The 17,127-nt window shown below is 62.2% G+C and carries 12 protein-coding genes; 9 read left to right on the plus strand and 3 right to left on the minus strand.

Annotated features, from left to right (window positions below):
- Positions 1-8 precede the first annotated feature (8 nt).
- From JIN84_RS05260 to JIN84_RS05280, 5 genes are all read left to right on the plus strand, one after another.
- Positions 9-752: a hypothetical protein gene (locus tag JIN84_RS05260; protein WP_200349958.1), complete on the plus strand. Its 744-nt coding sequence runs from the start codon at positions 9-11 to the stop codon at positions 750-752.
- Positions 749-2,314, plus strand: a complete 1,566-nt coding sequence (locus tag JIN84_RS05265) for a sensor histidine kinase (RefSeq protein WP_200349959.1) — start codon at positions 749-751, stop codon at positions 2,312-2,314. The genes JIN84_RS05260 and JIN84_RS05265 overlap by 4 nt, the downstream gene beginning before the upstream one ends.
- Positions 2,311-2,997, plus strand: coding sequence for a response regulator transcription factor (locus JIN84_RS05270; RefSeq protein WP_200349960.1), 687 nt, complete (start codon positions 2,311-2,313; stop codon positions 2,995-2,997). Before JIN84_RS05265 ends, JIN84_RS05270 begins: the two co-directional genes overlap by 4 nt.
- A 62-nt stretch (positions 2,998-3,059) precedes the next feature.
- Positions 3,060-3,467: a hypothetical protein gene (locus tag JIN84_RS05275; RefSeq protein WP_200349961.1), complete on the plus strand. Its 408-nt coding sequence runs from the start codon at positions 3,060-3,062 to the stop codon at positions 3,465-3,467.
- Between the two features lie 111 nt (positions 3,468-3,578).
- Entirely contained in the window at positions 3,579-3,989 is a 411-nt protein-coding gene (locus tag JIN84_RS05280; RefSeq protein ID WP_200349962.1) for a hypothetical protein, read from the plus strand.
- A gap of 302 nt (positions 3,990-4,291) precedes the next feature.
- Here JIN84_RS05280 and JIN84_RS05285 read toward each other — a convergent pair whose 3' ends face one another.
- The 3 genes from JIN84_RS05285 to JIN84_RS05295 all read right to left on the minus strand — a co-directional run bounded on the left by JIN84_RS05285 (position 4,292) and on the right by JIN84_RS05295 (position 6,581).
- Positions 4,292-5,023, minus strand: coding sequence for a hypothetical protein (locus JIN84_RS05285; RefSeq protein WP_200349963.1), 732 nt, complete (start codon positions 5,021-5,023; stop codon positions 4,292-4,294).
- Positions 5,020-5,784, minus strand: a complete 765-nt coding sequence (locus tag JIN84_RS05290) for a hypothetical protein (RefSeq protein WP_200349964.1) — start codon at positions 5,782-5,784, stop codon at positions 5,020-5,022. The genes JIN84_RS05285 and JIN84_RS05290 overlap by 4 nt, the downstream gene beginning before the upstream one ends.
- 92 nt (positions 5,785-5,876) lie before the next feature.
- Positions 5,877-6,581, minus strand: a complete 705-nt coding sequence (locus tag JIN84_RS05295; RefSeq protein WP_200349965.1) for a response regulator transcription factor — start codon at positions 6,579-6,581, stop codon at positions 5,877-5,879.
- Between the two features lie 230 nt (positions 6,582-6,811).
- On the opposite strand from JIN84_RS05295, the gene JIN84_RS05300 reads away from it, so the two are divergent.
- The 4 genes from JIN84_RS05300 to JIN84_RS05315 all read left to right on the plus strand — a co-directional run bounded on the left by JIN84_RS05300 (position 6,812) and on the right by JIN84_RS05315 (position 17,014).
- Complete coding sequence (locus JIN84_RS05300; RefSeq protein WP_234043184.1) at positions 6,812-7,342, plus strand: ECF-type sigma factor; 531 nt, start codon at positions 6,812-6,814, stop codon at positions 7,340-7,342.
- Positions 7,343-7,394: 52 nt separating this feature from the next.
- Complete coding sequence (locus JIN84_RS05305) at positions 7,395-9,653, plus strand: serine/threonine protein kinase (protein ID WP_200349967.1); 2,259 nt, start codon at positions 7,395-7,397, stop codon at positions 9,651-9,653.
- A gap of 155 nt (positions 9,654-9,808) precedes the next feature.
- Positions 9,809-11,110 carry a glycoside hydrolase family 43 protein gene (locus tag JIN84_RS05310; RefSeq protein WP_200349968.1) on the plus strand — a complete coding sequence of 434 codons (1,302 nt, stop codon included), beginning with the start codon at positions 9,809-9,811 and terminating at the stop codon, positions 11,108-11,110.
- Positions 11,111-11,356: 246 nt separating this feature from the next.
- The gene (locus JIN84_RS05315) at positions 11,357-17,014 is read left to right on the plus strand and encodes a beta strand repeat-containing protein (RefSeq protein WP_200349969.1); all 5,658 of its coding nucleotides are present in this window, start codon (positions 11,357-11,359) and stop codon (positions 17,012-17,014) included.
- Positions 17,015-17,127 lie beyond the last annotated feature (113 nt).

Here is a 17,127-nt window from a genome sequence, read left to right on the forward strand (position 1 = left end):
AATAATTTATGAAAATCCAATCGATGTTAGTTAGTGTGTTGTCCCTCGCTGTCCTCCAGGCCGAGGAAGCCGTTCCAAAGAATATCTCCGTTTGCTACGAAATGTTTTCACTGCCTTTATCCATGGCGGCGAAACTGCATCGGGAGCGGCTTGCCGATCCGGAGCTTTACGAACGTCTAGTAGCCGCGGTCAACAAGGAGACCGTGCGTCAGGAGACTGTCACGGTCCTCCGCTGCAGGTCCTCCCAGAAAGCGACTGCGGAAAGCATCGGCGAGCAGATTTATCCGACGGAATATGAACCTGCGGGAGCGTCCGGTCCGCCGGTCGTACCGGTGGCGCCACCTCCGGTGAAGGATGGTCAGCCACCAGTTGTCACCGGATCAAAAGCGGGGAGTGCGGAGGTTACGAAGGCCCATGGCACCAACGGCCCCGCCACACCCACATCATTCGACACGCGGAATGCCGGAGTGACTCTGGAATTCGAGGCGACGCTGAGTGATGACGAAAAACTGGTGGATCTCAGACTTGTTCCCGAGCGGGTCACCATGGTGGGACGCACGTCGTATGGTCAGGGTGTCTCCGCCACCGAGATGCCTGCTTTCGAGACCCAGCGTGTCAATACCGCAGCCACCGTCCGGATCAACCGGCCGTTCTTGTTGGGCACCATGAATCGTCCGCCGGTTTCCAAAGCGGATCCGGACTCGGCAAACCGCGTCTGGTTTGCTTTCATCACGGCAACGCTTGCAAAATGATGCGTCCCGCGCTTCTCACCATACTGCCCATGCTCGCCGCCGCCGTCCTCGTGATGGTCGGCGGCGAACGCATGGCCAGGCGTGAAGTCGAGACACGGACTCCCGCGGATCGCACCCGGCTGCTGGATTTCGCGGATTCCTTCCGCCGGGAGCTGGTCCGCCTGGAGTCGCTTTATCTGGATCACATGGAGGATCTCGCCTACCGGAGCCCGTACGCGAAACAGGAAGATGCGACCGCCGCGGCTGCGGAAATTTCCGGCATCCGGTTGATCCGGGTCTTCCGGCAGAAGGGAAACGATCTGACCATCTCCCCTCCATTCAATCCCGGACGCCTTCCTGAGATCGAACTCGAAAAACGCAAACGGCCTTTTGATCCGGAAAACGCTGTCGTTCTGGGTGCGGCATTGCTGGAAAAAGACCTGCCAAAAAACGGCAGTTGGCTTGCCAGTCCGGTCCCCTCCCTGCAAGTCCACTGCCGCCAGCCGGAGCCGGGCGTGCTGGTCGCCTTCCTCATCGACATGGCCCAGGTCCGCGAGCGCGCGTCAGGTCATGTCGCATCTTGGTTGGAGGAGCCGCTCGCACCGTTGCGGGAAGCAGGGGAGCGGGTGCAGATCGAGCTGGCTGACGGCCGCGCCCTCGCCAAGGTAGGCTCGGACCGTCATGGTCCGGCAGCCTCCATTATTCCGATCCGCACGCTGTTCGGAGATTGGCAGATCCGGACATGGGACGGTCTTGTCGTCAGCAGAACGTACGACCCCGCCACTCTCGCGACTGCGGTGGTCCTCGCCATCGTGCTGCTGGCATCCGGCGGTGTTTTGTTCATCCAGCAGAAACGTGCGCTCAGGCTCGCCAGCGAACGCGTCTCCTTTGTCAACCGGGTGTCCCACGAACTCGGCACGCCGCTTACGAATCTCACGCTGAATCTCGACCTCGCCACGGAGGTCCTCACCTCCCGTCCCGCGGAGGCGCGCCGCCGGCTCGGCCTGGTGGCCGAGGAAATCGAGCGGTTGTCGCGTTTGGTCGCGAACGTCCTGACCTTTTCCCGCCGCGAACGGGATACTTTGGAACTCAAGCCCGTCCGCTGCATGCCCGGGGAAATCATCGGGCGCACGCTGGAAAGTTTCCGCCCCGCGCTGGAACGGCGGGGAATCGTGATCGAAGCGCGGATTTCCGCTGACAATCCCGCGCTACTGGATGCCGATGCTCTCAGCCAGATCACCGGTAACCTTCTCTCGAATGTCGAAAAATACGCAACCGCAGGCCGGTGGTTGGGGCTGGAGGCGGTTCAGGATGGAGGCTTGCTCACCCTTGAGGTGCGCGATCATGGGCCGGGCATCCCCGCCGTCTCCCGCCAGCGGATCTTCAAACCCTTCGAGCGCGTTCTCCAGACGACCAACGAAGGTGCCAGCGGCACCGGCCTGGGACTCGCCATCGGCCAAGACCTCGCCGGGCGAATGGGTGGTACGCTTGAACTAATGGAAACCGGGCAGGGCGCGGCTTTTCGCCTGAGAATCCCGGCTCCACCCGCCCTTGCCATTGTCACCGATACCGACGCCGCATGAAAATCCTCATCGCCGAAGACGATCCGCTCACGCTTGATGCCCTCGCAGCCTGCGTCGAGAGCGATGGGTTCACCGCCCTGCGCGCGGCGGACGGACGCCAGGCGCTCGACCTCTGGAGATCGGACCGACCGGATCTGCTGTGTCTGGACATCATGATGCCGGGAGTGGACGGCTACGAGGTCTGCCGCCGGGTACGCGCCGGAAACCGTGACATTCCCATCCTGTTCCTTTCCGCGAAGAATCAGGAAATCGACGTGGTGGTCGGACTGGATCTCGGGGCCGATGATTTCATCCGCAAGCCCTTCACGCGCGCCGAGGTGATGGCCCGCATCCGTTCCGCCCTCCGCCGCATCGCACCACGGGAGGGGAAGGACGACTTCCAACTCGGTGATCTCCGCATCCGGCCACGTGCCATGATCGCCGAGAGGGATGGGAAATCCATCGAGCTCACACCGCGCGAGGTCACCATGTTGCGTCTGCTCCACGACCATCGCGGTGACCCTGTCTCGCGCGACGCCTTCCTCGATACCTGCTGGGGCATCGATTATTTTCCGGACTCCCGCACGCTCGACCAGCATGTCTTCCTCCTGAGGAAGAAGATCGAGCGGGATCCCGCGAATCCGGTGATCATCCAGACGGTGCGGTCGGCGGGATATCGGTGTGGTGCGGTCGTCCCGGGTTGATCTCCTGCCACGACAAATGGTCTCGCCAGCGTGCCCTCCATTGTAATTGGGTATTGCCGGTCATGAAGATCCTCCATCTTTCAGATCCGACGCACGGCTGGATCAACATCACCTTCGGAAAAGAGCCGGAGACCTATACGGTGACCGCTTCAGGCGTTCCAAACGATTGTCTCTTGGATTTGGCTGCGGCCACGATACGGATTGCGAAGGGATCGGTTTTCGAAACGGTTCGATTCTCACTCGAACCGGATTTCATGACCTGCCGGTTGCAGCGGGAATCTGATTCGATCCGTATCGTCATCATGAGCCCGGATCATGTTGCTCCTGTTTTCGAGGCGGCGTTTTCTCTCCAGGCGTTTACGCGCAGACTCCGGTTTGAGTTGCTCCGGATCGAATCCCGTTGTTCGACCGACCACGGATGGACCCGACCGTTTCCCTATCAGGAAGTGGACCTGCTGGATAAAAACTGATCTTCGGCCATGCCCGCATATTCCACATTTAAAGCCATGGATAATAGTCTGGCCGGGTGAAATAAATCGCTGCAGTTGTTCGGTATACGAATTATACCGCTGGTTCTGATAATGCATATTTTCCTACAACGTGCCGACGGTGAATTGCGCCAGCTTGGCCATGTCGACGTGGACGAAGCGCTCGAACTTTTCCGGCAACAGGATTGGGAGTCGGAGATGTCGACCGAGGACCGGTTGATATCTGACGGTCGCAGTTGGTTCTCGACGCATATGGAATGGGTTCACGACGGAGGTTCCTCCCTAACCATCTCCCCATCCGACCGAGGTTCGATGATCATCTACCGCAGCGGGAGGAAATACCGGCTGCTAGGAGTGATTCCCACACCAGCTCACGAAGTGTTTGCGGTCAGGGATGTGCCTGATGATGCCTTGAAAGGAATTTTGGATTGCTTCTATCGAGCGGATCGGGGGATGGAAAAACTGCTTCGAAAGTCCGGCCTTTCAACTCAAATTTTTGGTTAACAATGAGGCGGCACCGGCATCCCCGCCTGCCCTTTCACCGGGGCGAGGGGAAGGGCGGCAAGTTCCGGGAGGGCAGCGATCAGTGATGGGAAGGGAGGGGTGAGCCTCGCGGTGTCATGTTTACTACTTCTCGCTGATCGCTGCTCACCCGGCACTTGCCGCTTCGGATGGTGAAAGGGCAGGCGGGAATGCCGGTGCGGGCCGCTCACAGCAGTTCCAAGCGCCAGTCGAGGTAATCGGGATCGTCTTCGGCGGAGGTCATGGCGGGTTCGTGATATGGATTCGGGAGATTGTGCGGGTGGTTATTTCGCGGCGTTTTGCGGTGTCGGGCGGGACAGGGATTCTCCGATGGTCTCGCCCCAGTGCTGGAGGAAGAATTTCTTCTCTTGGGTGAGCAGGACGGGGGAGCGGCCGAGGATGGGACGGAGCGAGGTGGTCATCTGCAGGGTGACGAGCAGGAACACCGCGCTCCAGATGACGAGCGGTCCTTTCTGTGTGCCCCCGGTGGTGAAGACGACGGATTTCAAGAAACGCAGGGCGAAAACGAGGGCGATGATCCATGTGCCGATGGCGAGGGTGCCGATGAAACCGAAGGAGTCGGTGGATTCCGCGAAGATCCAGATGGCGGGCGCGAAGCCGAGCAGCAGCAGCCCGGCGAGCGCGAGCGCTCCGGCGAGGCAGGCGGCGAGTTGGGAAATGCCGACCCGCGCCCCCGCCAGGGTGGAGAAGATGTAGAGGCTCGGGAAGCAGATGAGGCCGGAGAAAAGCAGGCCGGTGGTGATCTTCAACGGAGCCGCCCACAGTTGCTCGTGTTTCGCGAAGCAGCCGATGACGAAACCGAAGCAGAGGATGGATACCACGGCGACGAGCGCGAGTTTCCCGGTCGCTCCATGATCCGGTTCGGACAACCGTTCCACGAGGGAGTGCGGGCGGCGGAGGAGGGCCTCGAAGAGGGATTTCAGATCAAGCTTCGCAGGCAACGGAGCTTCGAGAGGTGGAGGTACTGCAGGTGTGGGATTTTCAGGCGTGTTCATGGTTTTCTGTTGATTGCATGGTTGGTGGTCAGGGCGCTGGCGATGGGAATGAAGATGGAAAGGACGATGGCGCAGAGCAGCGGGATGCCGTTGCCGCCGGTGACCTGTTGGATGGATGCCCAGACCGCGAAGTAGAAGTTCCCGTCCATGGGATGCTCGCGGAGAAACTGGACCTCAAGCCGTGGCGTGCCGAAAAACGGCCGCAGGATCCACGAGAACTGCGCGCCGAGGAATCCATTGCCCCCGAGCCACGCCAGCAGGGTGGCGGTTGCGGCCATGCGGGTCGGCGCACGGGCCGCGAGCAGGCGATGCAGGTGGATGTTCGCGGCGATACCCGCCAATCCGATGAGAACGGTGTGCGTGACAAGGTAGGCGGCGTGGGCGTTTTGAGCGCCGGCGGCGTCAGGGGCCGGGGCATTCCAAGCCAACAGGAAGGTGACGGGGGAGAGGGAGCCGAGCATGACCCCGGCGAGGGCGAAGGCGCTGAGCAGGGCGAAGAACGACTGGCGGAAACCCAGGCCGGTGCCGAGAAGGAGGCCGAGGAGTCCGTTCAGCAGGGAATTGCAGGCCCGGGTGAGCGCGACGAGCAGCGGAAGTTTCACCGCCACGTAAACACCCATGAGCGGATCCCGCCAATACCCGACGGAAAAACCATAACACGCCAGCCCCGCAACCGCCATCAGCGCGACCCGGACGATGCGCCCGGGCGTGGGCGCGTCCAGCCAACCGGTGTCAGGCTGGATCAGGCGGCGTAGGTGCATGCCGCATACTCAAGATCTTCCGTGTGAACCGCGGATGCCGGCTGCGTGAAAATTCCATGAAATCACGGAGCGATGTCCTGGCAATCGTCGTTTCAGGACGCGGCGCTCATCTCGCCCGCGCTCCAATTTTTCAAGGACTTGAGGTATTTGACCGCCACCTCCGTCCTTGAGCGGACGTTGAGTTTCCGGAAAATGGTGCGGATGTGCGTGCGGACGGTTTCCAAGCCCACATCCATCTGGCAGGCGATTTCCTTGTTGGTGCAGCCTTCGGCGATGAGCCGGGCGACGACGGTCTCGCGTGGCGTGAGAGGCTCCGAGGTCTTGTCCAACCGGGTCTTCTGTCCGCGGGTGTGGAGTTTTTCGATCACGCTGCGGGCCATCTCCGTGACGGTGTTTTCACAACCGAAAGGAGGGACGGTTCCGGAGGAGCCCATTCCGCCGCCGGGAGTGGGTTTGATGAAGTAACCACAGGCTCCGGCCTGGATGGCTTCGGAGATCCGCTGGGGGTTCGCATCCAGCGAGACGATCATCACCTGTACGTCCGGCATCAGCCGTTTCAGAGCCGCGGTGGCGGCGATGCCGGAGATGCCGGGCAGGTCGATGTCCATCAGGACCATGAGCGGGCGGGCTTCGCCGATCTTCTGCAGGCACTCCTTCGCGGAATGCCAGACACCGGCACAACGGGTGTTGGGTGCGGCATCCACCGCGCGGCGCAGGTTTTCGGCAAGGATGTGGTTTCCTTCCACGATGCCGACTGTGACTGCGTGATCGAATTCCAGGGGTGTGTCAGAATACATGGTGGCGGTGGGTTCGATGCGGCCGGATCTGGCAGCACTTTTCCCCAGAAGCGGAATTCCGGAAAATTTCCCGACAGTGGCGGTGATTTTCTTTCCATGGAAATCCCGCCGGGACGGCCCGCGTCGTGAAATTTCCTTGCTGAGCGCATACCCGGCGGCAACCCTGCCATCGTCACGCAAGGGGAAAAATCCTCAGGAAAATGGATACCGATGGACATTCTTTCGCAGACTTGTCGTCCGAGCAGCTGTTGCCGCTGGTCTACGACGAACTGCGGCGTCTTGCGGCATCCCGCATGGCGCGGGAGTCCGCGGGAATGACCTTGCAGCCGACCGCGCTGGTCCATGAGGCATGGCTCCGCCTGTCGGAGAAAGGCGGGAGAAACTGGAACGACCGCACCCATTTCTTCCGCGCGGCGGCGCTGGCCATGCGCCGCATCCTGGTGGACCGCGCGCGGCAGAAATCCAGCCTCAAGAGCGGCGGGTTGCGGGCGGAGTTGGACATCACCGCGATGACCCCGGTGGAGGTCACGCCGGACGAACGCCTGCTGCTGATCGACGAGAGCCTCCAGCGCCTGGAAAAAGAAGACCCGGAGAGCGCCCGCATCGTCCTGCTCAAGTTTTTCGCGGGACTTACCAACCAGGAGGCGGCGGCCACGCTCGGAGTGAACGTCCGCACCGTCGAGCGGCAATGGGCCTATGCGAAGGCGAGTTTGTTTCAGATGGTGAAGGAAATCGAGGACGGGTCACGCCCCCCCCATTGAGGGGTGTCGGTTTTTTTCGCCGCCTTACGCTTCTCAGCAGGAAGTTGGAAAAATGACGGGATCCAGAGAAATTGAAAAAGCCCTGTTTGAGGCGGCGGTCATCATCGACGCACCGGACGTGCGCGAGGTGTTCCTCGACCAGGCGTGCGAGGACGCCGCGCAGCGGACACGTCTCGTACGGCTGCTGGCGGCGCACGAGGCGGCGGACGGATGGATGGAGGAAGCCGAGCACGCCCGCACAGTGGTGGCGGCGGAGGCGTATGAGAATCTGACGGAGATCCCCGCGGGAGCGGCATCGGCAGCAGGGGATTATTTCCCCGAATCCGACGGACCGGGCACCTGGATCGGGCGCTACAAGGTGCTGGAACGGATCGGCGAGGGAGGATGCGGTGTGGTCTACCTCGCGGAGCAGATGGAGCCGGTACAGCGCCTCGTGGCGCTCAAGGTCATCCGGCTTGGCATGGATACGGAAAATGTCATCGCCCGGTTTGAAATGGAGCGGCAGTCGCTCGCCGTGATGGACCACCCGAACATCGCCCGCGTGTTGGACGCCGGGGCGACGGAGGCGGGGCGTCCGTATTTCGTCATGGAGTGGGTGCGGGGCACGCGCATCACGGACTATTGCAACGAGAACCGGTTGGACGTCCGGCAGCGTATCGACCTGTTTATCTCCGTCTGCCACGCCATCCAGCACGCGCACCAGAAGGGAGTCATCCACCGGGACATCAAGCCGTCGAACATCCTCATCACCCTCCACAACGGCCGGCCCGCGCCGAAGGTGATCGACTTCGGAATCGCGAAGGCCACCTCGGGAAAATCCGTGGGAGAGACGATGCTCACCGCGAACGAGCACTTCGTCGGCACGCCGGTTTACATGAGCCCGGAACAGGCGGATCGCAAGGGGCTGGATGTGGACACCCGCAGCGACGTGTACAGCCTCGGCATCCTGCTTTACGAACTCCTCGCCGGGCGCACGCCTTTCGATCCGAAGGAGCTGGCCACCGCGGGGGTGATCGAAATGCGGCAGATCCTCATGGAGCGGGAGCCGCCCGCTCCGTCCGCGCTGCTCCGCACGTTGGATCGTGAAAAACTGGCGGAAACGGCGGCCTGTTGTCATACCGAGCCGGCGAAACTCATCTCCACCGTGAAGGGGGATCTCGATTGGGTGGTGATGAAAGCGCTGGAGAAAGACCGCCAGCGCCGCTATGAGACGGTCAACGCGCTGGCCATGGACCTGCGGCGCTTCATCGATAACGAAGCGGTCACCGCGAGCCCTCCGAGCCAGATCTATCTGTTCCAGAAATTCGTCCGGAGAAACCGGCTGGCCGTCACTTCCGTGGCGGGTGTGGCGGCGGCGCTGGTGCTCGGGATGGGCCTCGCCTATGGCTCCTACCTGCGCGAGCACAAGGCGCGGCAGGAACAGGCCCATCTGCGCGAGATCGCCGAAACGGCCCGCACGAACGAGGAGAAACTCCGTTCGAACGCGACCGTCCGCGAGAACATCGCACAGGTGGCCGTGCTCATGAGCGAAGGGAAAACCGAGGAAGCGGATGCCCAGCTCCGGCTCACGCCGCTCGCCTCCGTCGAGCCATCGCTGGAAGCGGCGAACGTCCTGCGCTCGCTCGGCGGTTGGAACGCGCTGCGCGGCCGGTGGCCGCAGGCGTCCGAGTGTTTCCTGCTGCTCACCCAGGCGAACCGCATCACCAGTCCCGAACGGATTTACGCGAACAACGACCTCGTCGCTCCGGGACCCGCGCTGGTGGAAAACGGCAACCGTGAGGATTTCAGAAAGTTCCGGGACTGGGTGATCGCGCGGTTTGGAGACACCACCGAGCCGCGTGTGGCTTCGCAAATCATCCAGGCCACTCTTCTGCTCCCGGCGGATTCTGATTTCCTGAGGAAACTGGAACCCTGCAAGACCACGATCGAGAGCGCCCACGCGGCGAAACCCGGTGCCGAAAACGGCACGGGCGTCTGGAGGACCTGGTCGATGGCCCTCTACGAATACCGCCGTGGCGACTACGAACAGGCTCTCATCTGGGGGGGGATTTCCGCCGCTTTCCGGGACCCGAACTCCTGTACCTCGGCGATCCGGCATCCGGTGATGGCGATGGCGCACTATGGTGCCGGGCGGACCGACGCGGCCCGGGCTGAGCTGGCGAAAGCCCGCGAGCTCATCCACTTCGCCTTCACGCCGGAATTGGAGCCATCCTACGAACCGGTCGGTCGCGGCCAAGGCTATTGGTGGGACTGGGTGCTGGCGAGGATCCTTTACCGTGAAGCGGAAACCCTCATCGAAACGAAATCCTGATTTTCGAAATGGACGACCGCGCTCATCACAGAAGGAGCGGCGCCCTTGGTGGCGCCCCTGGCCCGTCCGGTCGGGAAGAGAAGGTCGGGAAGGTTCTTTTCCTCCGATTCCTCCTTTCGATCATCCTTATCCTGGCGTTCTGCCGCGCGCCATCCATGCGTGCCGCCGAACCTCCCGCCGGTTATCTGATGGGCTACTTCACCGAGTCGCTCACGGGCCGGGGGGATTCATGGAACCTGCAGATCGCCGTGAGCGAGGACGGCCTCGACTGGATGCCGCTCAATCAGAACGAACCGGTGCTCGTTTCCAAGCTCGGGCAGAAAGGCATCCGTGATCCCTATTTCCTGCGGAAGCAGGAGGGCGGTTTCGTGGTGCTCGCCACGGATCTGACCGGGAAAAAGATGATCGCCACGCCGAACATCTTTGTCTGTGAAACGGCGGACTTCATCACCTTCGAAAACCCCCGTCTGCTCAAGCTGCATGACACGGACATGTGGACCCAGGCTCCCGAAGCGTTTTTCGATCCGGTGAAAAACGAATATGGCATCATCTGGACCGGGGACGCCGGCTACCACCGCATCTATGTGAACCATACCCGGGATTTCGTGAACGTCAGCCCGAGCGAAATCTATTTCGACCCGGGTCATGACGTGCGTGACGCCACGCTGGTCACCGCACCCGCGGCCGCCGGAAGCTTTCTCTATTATCGTGACGGTGAGGCGAACCGCGTGCGTGGCAGCCATTCCTCAGGTCCGTCCCCCGGCGGTTTTCCTGAAATCCCTTATGCGAAGCCGCCCGGTCAGAACCTCACCGAAGCGCCCTTGCTCGTTCCCGCCCGTCAGGAGAACCGCTGGTTTCTCTACGCCGAGTCCAACAACCCAGTGAACGCCGAGTTCTACGCCTGGCAGACCGACGACCTCGCGCGGGACTCCTGGCAGGAAATCAACAAGCGCGATTTCAACCCGCCGCTGAATGCCAAGCACGCCACCGTCCTGCCCATCACCCGCAGCGAGATGGACCGGCTCGTCGCCCACTGGGGCAGGCCCAAGTGGAACCGTCTCAAGTCGTGGAACTACCCGGACTGCTACCTGCGGCATGAGTCCATGTTGGCGATGATCTCGCCCTATCCGTTCGATCCCTATCAGGATTCCCAATGGATCATCGTTCCCGGTCTCGCCGACGCCGGCGGGGTTTCCTTCGAGTCCGTGAACTACCCCGGGCACTTTCTTCTCCGTGTGGCCGAACACGCGCGGCTCGTGAAATACGAGGACACGCCGGAGTTCCGGGACCGGGCGACATTCGTGAAGGTCTCCGGCCTCGCGGAGCCCGGCTGGTCGTCCTTCCATGCGTGGAGCGCGCCGGATCTCTACCTGCGCCACGCCAGCCACCACCTGAGGGTGGAGGGCGTCAGCACCCAGGGCGACAGGGAAGACTCGACCTTCCGGGTGGTGTATTGAGGAGTATTCCGGGACCGTTTTGCCGTGGCTCCGGTGGGCGATTGAACCGGTGAATCCGATATCCGGGCCATCCGGAAAAAAATTCACCGATCATGTCGGGTTTTTTTCCGCGATCCCGCTTCTTGCCATGGACCGGAGCAAATCCGGCCGCCTTTTGCCCGCCGGGAAACCCATAACTCCCGGTGAATCCGCGATTTAACCCACCCCAAAAACAAACCCCGCGCTCCGCGCTCCTTCATTTGTCATATGAAACCCAAAGGCACTTCCCGTCTCTTCACCGGCTCCGCAGCACTCATCGTCGCCAGCTTCGTCACCTCTTCCGCATATGCCGCCAGCGCGACATGGAGCGGAACCACCAACGCCACCTGGGCAACCATCACCAACTGGCAGGGGCCGCCAAGCGTCGTTCCCGGTGGGGTTGTCGGGAATCTCACCCCCTCTGATATCGCCACCTTCAACAATGCGGGAAACGGTAACACGGTGATCGATCTCGCCGGAATGTCCCCCATCGGCGGCCTCGTGTTCGATACCTCGTCGACCGCCTCCTACACCCTGGGCTCCGGCGCGGTCGGCAGCCAGTCGCTTCCCTTTTCCAGCGCGGGCTTGCTGAATCTCTCCAACACGGTCACGACGAACCAACTGGTGAACGCGAATGTGAGCCTGTCCAATGCGGCCGCAGCGGCCACCACGTTCACCAACAACGGCACCGGCCTGCTGACCTTTGCGGGCTCGATTGCCGCGAATGCCGTCAGTGGCAACGGCGTCCTCACCGTCGGCGGCACCGGAAACACCACGGTCACAGGCGCGGTCACCAAGCCCGGCGCGGGTTCCAACGCCTTGCTTAAAACCGGCTCCGGCACGTTGACGTTGGGCAACGGCAGCGTCTGGAGCGGTGCCGGAGCCATCGGCCGCGTCCCATCGTCCTCGGGATATCCGCTCGTCGCGCGGGAAGGGGTTCTCCTCCTCAATGGCGGTACCCACACAGTTACTGGCGAACTCGTCGTCGGCGGCGTCGTTGCGGATGCCGGACCGGGTCAAAACGCGAAAATCCAAGTGGACGCCGGCACCCTCGCGGTGAGCAGCTGGCTTTCGCTCGGACGCGGAAACGGAGTCGGTGGCGTCTCTTCGGACATCGTGGTGAACAATTCCGGAGCCATCACCACGGCGGACTTCAGCGCCGGGTTCAACGGTGGCGCCACCTCGAACATGGCGAAGGGCACCTTCACCCTGAACAACAGCTCGTCCTTCACCATCAATGCGAACGGGGCCTTCAACCTGGGCGAGTCCACCGGCTCGAACATGACGATGACCGTCAACGGCACCGCGCAGGTCATCGCGGCGGGAACGGGCATCAAGCGCATCGGGAACAACGGAACCGGCGTGCTCAACATCAATGACAGCGGGAACGTGAACTTCGGCAACCAGCTTGTCTATCTCGGCTACCGCACGGGAAATGGCACGGTGAACCAGACCGGGGGAACCTTCACGACGGCCGGAGAGGTCCGGGTGGGAGGTTCGGACACGAACAACGGCGCGGCGGAAAACGCCGTCGGCACCTTCAATATCAGCGGAGGCACCGCGAATCTGAACACACTCGTCATCGCGAGAGGAAACAACAACGCCGCCGTCGCATCCGGCTCCGCCACGCTCAGCGGCGGCACGGTGAACGTGGTGAACGACGTCATCCTCGGCTTCGCGGGGTCGAACAATCTCGGCAAGCTCACCGTCAGCGGCGGCACGCTCAATGTGGGGACCACCGCCACCAAGTGGTTCTACGTGGGACGCTGGGATACCAGCAAGGGCGAGCTCAACATCTCCAGCGGCTCGGTGAATCTGCAGAACAACTCCTCCCTCAAGCTCAGCGGTGACAATTCCACCGGAGCGAACGTGGTGAACCAAACCGGCGGGAATGTGACATTCTACAGCAATTCCGGCACCACCGTCGGTGGCACGGGAGATCTCGACCTCCAGCGCTCGGGGGGGGCGGCGGGCAACAACACCTACAATCTGGATGGGGGAACGCTGACCGTGCCGAGGATCATCTCCACCGCCACGACCGGGGCCAGAACGTTCAATTTCAACGGAGGGACCCTCAAGGCCGCCGGAAACCAGGCCGCCCTCCTCACGCTGGGGGCGGGGGTTGCCAGCGCGAACGTCCGCAACGGCGGAGCGAAGATCGACACCAACAGCTTCAGCATCGGCATCGCGCAGCCTCTGCTCCACAGCCCCCTCGGGGAAGATGCCGCGACGGATGGCGGGCTCACCAAGCTGTCGGCGGGGACGCTCACCCTGAGCGGAATGAACACCTACACGGGACCCACGCTCGTCAGCGGAGGCACCCTGGCCCTCGCAACCGGCGGCAGCGTCAACACCAGCTCCGGCATCACGATCAACGGCAGTGGGGCGAAACTGCTCCTCACCGACAGCTTCGGCGAGGTTTCCACTCCGGTGACACTCACCCAGGGAGCGCTCGATGGAAACGGTTCGATCACCTCGCTCACCGTCGCCAACGCGGTGGGGAACACGCTTTCCGTGGGCAACGGCGCACCGGGCACATTGCAGGTAGGCACACTCACCTTCCAAGGAGCGGCCACGGTGAACGTGACCGCGGCGGGTTCCGACATGGTGGAAAACATCCAGGCCGAAGCAGTCGTGACCAACGCCGCGGGACAGGTCGTCATCAACGCGACCAACACCAGCGGTTTCTGGTCCCCCGGCGACTACAAGATCATCGAATACACCTCGCTCACCGGAAACAATTTCACCTTGGGAACGGTCGCCGGTCTTAGCGGCGGACAGACAGCGTCATTGCAGTACGTCGGCGGCGCCGTCACCCTGCATATCGTGGGGGATTCCCTGACCTGGACCGGAAAACAAAGCTCGAACTGGACCACTGCCGCAGTGGGCGGGCAGAAGAACTGGAAATATCCGACGTCGGGGCTTACCTCGGAGTTCGCCAACGGCAGTCCGGTCGTCTTCAATGACTTCGCGGACAACTTCGCGGTGGATCTCGGCTCGAATGTCAGTCCGGCCACCACCATTTTCGATAACAGCGATCTCCATACCTATACCGTCGCCAGCGCGGGCGGTTTCGGCATCAGCGGTGGTTCGGTGCTCAAGAGCAACACGGGCACGACCATCCTCACCACGACGAACACCACCACAGGCATCGTCACCATCACCGGTGGCATCCTTCAAATCGGTGACGGAACCACGGACGGATCGATCGCCGCCAGCGCGTCCATCGTCAACAATGCGGCGCTGAATTTCCAAACCAAGGGCAGCCAGACTCTCACCAATCCGATCACGGGCATCGGTGTGGCGACCATGACAGGAACAGGTTCCCTGACGCTCGTGGGAGCCAATGCCTTCACCGGCGGCGGCATCGGTGTGGCGTCGGGAACGCTCAATGTGAACCACGCGTCCGCAATCGGTTCCACCACCGGTGGCTCCCTCATCATCAGCGGTGGCACCCTGAACAACACCAGTGGCGCCGCCATCACCACCACCACCGCGAAGACACAGACCTGGAGCGGTGACTTCTCGTTCGCGGGCTCCAACAACCTCAACTTCAATGGCGGAACCGTCACTCTTTCGAACGGGGGCTCCCGGACGGTGAACGTGGCTGCCGGTACTCTCACCACTGGAAACATCACCAGTCCGGACACGGGGCTCTCGCTCACAGGTCCCGGGTTGCTGGCCATCAGCTCCGGAACCGCCAGCAACATCGCCGGCACTCTGGATGTGGCCGCGGGTTCGAAATTCCGAATGAACACCGGAGCCGACGCGGCGACCACCAACGATTTCATCGCCACGGGTCTCACCGGAAGCGGCACCATTGAAAACGGCGGTGGTGTCGAGCGCTGGTTGTTTGCCAACCTGTCCACGGACCAGACCTTCCCCGGTCTGCTGCAGAACGGCGGGGCGGGTCCTCTCGGATTCAACAAGGGCGGCACGGCCACCCTCACCGTCACCGGAACCAATACCTATACCGGTCGCACCAGCATCACCGCCGGAACCCTCAGCGTGGCGACCATTTCCAATGGCGGTCTTCCCAGCCCCATCGGAGCGGGCGGCGTCGATCCCGCGGGCATCTATCTCGGGAACAACGCCGGTACCGGCACCCTTCTCTACACCGGAACGGATGTCACGCTCGACCGTGGTTTCACCACCGGTGCGAACGCGGGCAACAGCGGCGTCCTCGACACGAACGCGAACATGACCTTCACCGGTGCCGTCAACGGCGTCAACGCCGGTGGTTTCGTCAAATTCGGCACCGGCACCCTGACCCTCAGCAACAGCGGCACCACCCAGAAACTCAGCAACGGAGCAAACGGTGGGGCAGGCGTGTTCGGAGTGAATGTCGCCCTCGGCAAGCTTGCCTTGAAAAACGGCACCTTCGCCACTGTTGGAGAGCTCGTTGTCGGAGGCCAGCTGCAGACCGGCGGCAACTACACGGATGCCTACCTCGATGTCACCAACGCAGGCACGCTCAACGTGCCGAGCTGGATTTCCATCGGCAGGGGCAACGGCGTCACGGGCCTGGGTTCGGTGCTCACCGTCGATGGGGGAACGCTGAACCAGACACTCGCAACCGCCGGTCTCGCCATGGGCTTTGACGCCGCGATACCTGGTTTCAACGCCGCACCGGTGCTGAACATCAAGGGTGCCTCGGTCGTGAACGTTGCCGGGTCGCTCAATGTAGGGGAATCCAGCGGGTCGGACGCCACCGTCAACGTGCAGGGAACCGCCACCCTCAACCTTACGAACGGCACCCTTGCAAACAAATCGGTCGGGGTTTCCGGCAAAGGAACGCTTAATGTCACCTCGGGCACCGTCAGTGCCGGAGTCGGCCTCACCGTTGGTAAAAACGAGGGAAGCGAGGGCATCATCCACCTGAATGGCGGAGTTCTCGACACCGGCGCCCTTGCCGGGGGAACCGGTGTTTCCCGTGTGTATCTGGACGGGGGCACCATCCGGGCCAATGCCACCAACGCCACATTCATCGCCGTCAACACCACCGACATCGAGGCGGGCGGAGTCACGATCGATACCCAGTCCTACGCGATCACCATTCCGCAGTCCCTGAACGCGGGAGCGACCGGAACCGGCGGACTGGCCAAGAACGGGCTTGGTTCCCTGACACTCGGCGGTGCCAACAGCTATCTCGGGAACACCACCATCAACGCAGGAACCTTCACGCTCGCCGACAACGCGGGACTGACGTTCGCTCCAGTTGCGAACGGCGTCAGCAACAAGGTCACCGGCATCGGCAGCGCGACGATTGATGGTGATTTCACCATCAACCTCGGCGGTGCGGCGCTTGCTAACGGAAACAGCTGGACGCTGGTGGACACCACCACCAAGTCCTTCACCACGAACTTCGCCGTGATCGGTTTCGACGATGCCGATCTGGACAACAAGTGGACCAAGGTCGAGGGCTCCAATACCTGGACATTCGACGAAGCCACCGGCAAGCTCACGCTCGCGGTTTCCGGCGGTTCCGGTTATTCCTCGTGGGCGTCCGGCTTCGGTCTCGCCGCGGGAGACCAGGACCCGTCCGACGATCCGGATCACGACGGATTGTCCAACCTGGTGGAATACGTGCTCGGTGGAAATCCATCCCAGTCGGGCAGCTCGGTCCTGCCAACCGGACATAAGGACGGAGCGAACTATATCTTCACCTTCAAGCGTAGCGACGCCTCCGAGGGGGACACCACACAGTTTGTGGAATATGGTGATAACATGACCGTCTGGGGCAGCTTCGCCATCGGAGCCTCTCCCGGCAGCGGTGCCGTCAGCATCAGCGAAAACACCCCAAGCGCCGATCTCGATACCGTCACCGTCACCATCCCGACCGCAGGGGCGACGAAATTCTTCGCCCGCCTCAAGGTCGTGAAGTGATCTGGAAAATGGTCGATCCGTCGGATCCGGCGAACCAGCCGGGTCAGGCGGATCGAGCCGGCTGATTTTTTCTGACTGGAGAACAAAAAGAACCGCCGCAGTGGTTTGGGTCC

Origin of the sequence: Luteolibacter yonseiensis (genome assembly GCF_016595465.1) — a bacterium.
Lineage (GTDB): Bacteria > Verrucomicrobiota > Verrucomicrobiia > Verrucomicrobiales > Akkermansiaceae > Luteolibacter > Luteolibacter yonseiensis.

Coding starts and splice junctions, on each gene's coding strand:
- JIN84_RS05260 (WP_200349958.1), top strand. CDS start 9: ATGAAAATCCAATCGATGTTAGTTAGTGTGTTGTCCCTCGCTGTCCTC.
- JIN84_RS05265 (WP_200349959.1), top strand. CDS start 749: ATGATGCGTCCCGCGCTTCTCACCATACTGCCCATGCTCGCCGCCGCC.
- JIN84_RS05270 (WP_200349960.1), top strand. CDS start 2,311: ATGAAAATCCTCATCGCCGAAGACGATCCGCTCACGCTTGATGCCCTC.
- JIN84_RS05275 (WP_200349961.1), top strand. CDS start 3,060: ATGAAGATCCTCCATCTTTCAGATCCGACGCACGGCTGGATCAACATC.
- JIN84_RS05280 (WP_200349962.1), top strand. CDS start 3,579: ATGCATATTTTCCTACAACGTGCCGACGGTGAATTGCGCCAGCTTGGC.
- JIN84_RS05285 (WP_200349963.1), bottom strand. CDS start 5,023: ATGAACACGCCTGAAAATCCCACACCTGCAGTACCTCCACCTCTCGAA.
- JIN84_RS05290 (WP_200349964.1), bottom strand. CDS start 5,784: ATGCACCTACGCCGCCTGATCCAGCCTGACACCGGTTGGCTGGACGCG.
- JIN84_RS05295 (WP_200349965.1), bottom strand. CDS start 6,581: ATGTATTCTGACACACCCCTGGAATTCGATCACGCAGTCACAGTCGGC.
- JIN84_RS05305 (WP_200349967.1), top strand. CDS start 7,395: ATGACGGGATCCAGAGAAATTGAAAAAGCCCTGTTTGAGGCGGCGGTC.
- JIN84_RS05310 (WP_200349968.1), top strand. CDS start 9,809: ATGCGTGCCGCCGAACCTCCCGCCGGTTATCTGATGGGCTACTTCACC.
- JIN84_RS05315 (WP_200349969.1), top strand. CDS start 11,357: ATGAAACCCAAAGGCACTTCCCGTCTCTTCACCGGCTCCGCAGCACTC.